This is a genomic window from Syntrophorhabdales bacterium (assembly GCA_035541455.1).
Classification (GTDB): domain Bacteria; phylum Desulfobacterota; class Syntrophorhabdia; order Syntrophorhabdales; family WCHB1-27; genus JADGQN01.
This window is the reverse complement of the sequence record DATKNH010000105.1, coordinates 1-3,783: the sequence shown is the minus strand read 5'-3', so window position 1 is coordinate 3,783 and position 3,783 is coordinate 1. Positions and strand designations below refer to the sequence as shown.

Genomic DNA, 3,783 nt, shown 5'->3' with positions numbered 1-3,783 from the left:
TAGGGCTCGGCGCTATCGCTATAGTTTCGGGTATCGGTATCAAGCTTCTGATCAGCTGCGCCGAACCTGCCATAGACCCTATTCACTGTGATGGGCCGTTTGTAAGCCTAGTGCGATATATACCGTGATACATCGGGGGCCATCCATAAACTGATGTTACGTATACTTGCGGGGAGGTTACGTTTTATTAAGATCTCGACGCCGACGTTTACAATTCTTTACAAAACCCTGCCTGGAAAGCGATGGGAGACGGTTCAGGGATGCACATACTTCATTGTTCAAGCAGGAAGATAGTTCTTTGTAGGATAAAATTTGCCGGGAGCACTTCTGAGGCGGCCAGCCGTCAGGAAGCTTATCTCGGCCTGTGCCTGGTCACACCTGCAAGCCTGTGCTGAGAAGGCCCTCAAGGCCCGTCTGCGACCAGCTGTTTGAGCTTGACTGCGCGTAGGACTTGAGTGCGTTGCTCAGCAGCGCAGCGATGCTCGTCGCGGACGTACTGTCCTGAGATCCACTTGCACCGGCAGATGCAGCGCTCTGCGATTGCTTTCCCAAAGCCTCCAGCAGTGTCTCCGCGAGATCATTTGTAGTAGTGGTGGACTGCGTGGAATTACTCCCGCTTGCCATCCATGCCTCGAACTCGCTCTTACTGATGGAGCCGTCCCCGTTGGTGTCCAGCTTGCTGAAAATGTCGTCCACGCTGGGCCCGCCTTGAGGCATATTCGCCACCACCTTCGCCATCTCATCCTTACTTATCTTCCCGTCACTGTTTGCGTCGGCATTGTTGAACATCCGCTGCCGCATCTCAGCCATGCCTATCTGGCTTAAGATGCTCGATCCACCCACTGCATTAACCATCATCTACCTCCTTTCTTACCTTTTGTTCGAGCTAACCTGAAGCTGGCCGCTGAGCCAGGCACGTTGCAATTATCGGCCTCGTCCCGTAAACTACGCGTAAACACTTCTGCTGGAATGTGAAGAATCTTTGCGCCCAACTTTACAATTCTTTACAAGAAGCGGCACGGAACTGATGTAGAGTTGTAGAGTCCTTGCGCGAGAGGACGTATATGGACCGTGTTCTTGTCATAGACGATGACATGGCTTTGTGTGAGCTGCTGGTGGAGTACCTGGTCCCTGAAGGTTTTCAGGCAGAGAGCGTCCAGGACGGGGAACAGGGTCTGCTGAGAGCCTGTCAAAGCCCGTACGATCTGATCGTACTCGACGTCATGCTGGCTGGTATAAACGGCTTCGAGGTGCTGCGTCAGCTTCGCACCAAGCTCAGCACGCCGGTCGTCATGTTGACGGCACGGGGTGAGGAAGTGGACAGGATTGTCGGATTGGAGATCGGTGCGGATGACTACCTGGCAAAACCCTTCAATCCACGAGAACTGGTAGCCAGGATGCGTGCAATCTTGAGGCGAACCAGGCAGGAGCGTGAAGTACCGGCGCAGGTTGCGTCATCCAAGATGCTTTGCGTCGGTGACGTTGAAATAGATATGGGCACGCGATTGGTGTTCCGGTCCGGTGAAAGGATAGACCTCACGTCTGTCGAATTCAGCCTGCTGGAGATTCTGCTGAGCAGGGCAGGTCAGCTTGTGCCGCGCGAGGAACTGATAAAGACGGTACTGGGCCGCTCGCCCTACCCGTACGATCGCAGCCGCATCAGGTCTTCACGAGAAAGGTTCCACATTTCCAGCGGTACACGAGACGGCGAGAAAACAAAGAAGTCAAACGCACATCGCATGATAAGAGATCACCAAAGATAAGCTGCCCTTGACAGCCCCTCTTGGCACACCTATCTTGCTGACAGGAGGGCGGGGAATCGGCAGGGTATGATCCCTCGCGCCTCTGCGATAGTCTGCTCACCGGTTCGTCCTCCTTCAAAAAAGCAAAAAAATTTGAAGTGGCCTATAGCAAAGGAATTTGTACCGAGAAAGCACCAAGAAGACAAGATCATCTGCATCATCAAAACAGAGCAAAGGAGGACATCCCATGACAACGATCACGACAAAAGACAGCACGCAGATCTACTACAAGGACTGGGGCACGGGTCAACCTGTTGTCTTCAGCCATGGCTGGCCGCTCTCGGCAGATGCGTGGGAAGATCAAATGTTTTTTCTGGCTTCTCGGGGTTATCGCTGCATCGCTCACGACCGCCGCGGCCATGGACGCTCAAGCCAGCCCTGGAACGGCAACGACATGGACACCTACGCCGACGACCTTGCGGAACTGGTTGAAAAACTGGACCTGAAGAATGCCGTCCATGTGGGTCACTCCACTGGAGGCGGCGAGGTAGCGCGCTATATCGGCCGCCACGGCTCGAAGCGCGTGGCCAAGGCGGTGCTGATCGGCGCGGTCACGCCGCTGATGTTGAAGACCGCGGCCAATCCGGGTGGTTTGCCGATGGAGACCTTCGATCAGATCCGGGCTTCGATTCTTGCGGACCGTTCGCAGTTCTGGAAGGATCTCAGCATGCCCTTTTACGGCTACAACCGGCAGGGCGCGAAGGTCTCGGAAGGCGTGCGCGAATCGTTCTGGCTCCAGGGGATGATGGCAGGCATGCCGGCGTCCTACTTCTGCATCAAGGCATTCTCGGAGACGGACTTAACCGAGGACCTGAAGAAGATGGACATGCCGACACTGTTCCTCCACGGTGACGACGATCAGATCGTGCCGATCTCCGACTCTGCCATCATTGCGGCCAAGCTCGTCAAGAACGGGAAGCTGAAGGTCTACAAGGGCGCGCCTCATGGGATGTGCACGACGCATAAGAACGAGGTGAACGAAGACCTCCTCGCGTTCATCAAGGGGTAGGTCAAGAAGCGTCGAGAGTCACGGAGCAAGATACAACTGAGTCCTTTCCGGAGAAAGGGCACCATTGGCACCCGAACCATTCCAAGGGAGGAAAAGAATGATCTCCACACAGGACATCCATTCATGTTTCACATATGACTCACCCTCTTTCAGGAGCAGGCTGCCCCTGAAAACCAGATTCACGATTTTCATCCTCCCATTGCGCCCTCCGGATTGTATTGGGTAGTTCCCGTTCCCGCAGGGGGACTCGTCATCAGCCCTGACGGGAAAAGCGCAACACTGGAAATGAAAAATATCCCTGTCGTTGATCAACCGAGGTGGCCCGCCCTTGACGCCGTGGGCATGCCGGCTACGATGAGTTTCAAGATGACATGGAAAGCGACGGATGAAAAAATCGTCTATGACGATCCGCAGAAACAATTTCGGGTGGAAGGCTATCGCGCTGCATCGCAGCTTGAGGCGCAGGTTGAGGTTCCATCGACAGGCTTCTCGTGGAAATCGGATCCGCTGGAGACATCGAAGGCAAATTTTGCAATCATCGGGGATGAAGTGAATGGACAATACTACAATCCAGTGAGGTAGGACAGTGCCGACATCAGTTGAGAGCCGGCGGGAAGGCAGGGCCGAAGCGACGCGGTGGCGAGTGACACAGGAGTATGTTTCGTCAATGTTCTACTTCTTCAGTCCGGCGGAGGGTAGGGACCAATTATCTCTGAATAATCTGTACACACGCGGGGACATTGGTGGTATAATGCAAGAAACCAGAATTATCCTTCAGGAGGTACAGTGTGGGGACTCTTGGTGGTTTAATTGTGGGCATTCTCGCTTCCCTCTATCTTATTCTTCCACCCGATGTTTTACATCTCAGACTTGCGGCCATGACTATCGGTGATCTCTTGCATCTCCTTGCAGCCGTGGTTGCTATTGTCTCTGGTGTCAGGATCGGTCATTGGGTGGATCAAATTAGAAGAG

The 3,783-nt window shown here is 54.1% G+C and carries 6 protein-coding genes; 4 read left to right on the top strand and 2 right to left on the bottom strand.

Annotation, left to right across the window (positions count from 1 at the left end):
• Nucleotides 1-372: 372 nt before the first annotated feature.
• The gene (locus VMT71_10855) at nt 373-858 is read right to left on the bottom strand and encodes an EF-hand domain-containing protein (protein ID HVN24460.1); all 486 of its coding nucleotides are present in this window, start codon (nt 856-858) and stop codon (nt 373-375) included.
• Between the two features lie 206 nt (nt 859-1,064).
• Between VMT71_10855 and VMT71_10850 the strand changes: the two genes are divergently transcribed.
• Both VMT71_10850 and VMT71_10845 read left to right on the top strand, forming a co-directional pair.
• Nucleotides 1,065-1,763 (top strand): response regulator transcription factor, encoded by a 699-nt coding sequence (locus tag VMT71_10850; GenBank protein ID HVN24459.1) that lies wholly within the window; start codon nt 1,065-1,067, stop codon nt 1,761-1,763.
• A gap of 226 nt (nt 1,764-1,989) precedes the next feature.
• Complete coding sequence (locus VMT71_10845) at nt 1,990-2,811, top strand: alpha/beta hydrolase (GenBank protein HVN24458.1); 822 nt, start codon at nt 1,990-1,992, stop codon at nt 2,809-2,811.
• Nucleotides 2,812-2,829: 18 nt separating this feature from the next.
• Here VMT71_10845 and VMT71_10840 read toward each other — a convergent pair whose 3' ends face one another.
• A complete protein-coding gene (locus VMT71_10840; protein ID HVN24457.1) occupies nt 2,830-2,994 on the bottom strand; it encodes a hypothetical protein in 165 nt (54 codons plus the stop codon).
• A gap of 30 nt (nt 2,995-3,024) precedes the next feature.
• Here VMT71_10840 and VMT71_10835 point away from each other — a divergent pair, with 30 nt between their 5' ends.
• Entirely contained in the window at nt 3,025-3,393 is a 369-nt protein-coding gene (locus VMT71_10835; GenBank protein HVN24456.1) for a hypothetical protein, read from the top strand.
• Between the two features lie 206 nt (nt 3,394-3,599).
• A partial coding sequence (locus VMT71_10830) for a hypothetical protein (GenBank protein HVN24455.1) occupies nt 3,600-3,783 on the top strand: 184 nt, incomplete at its 3' end.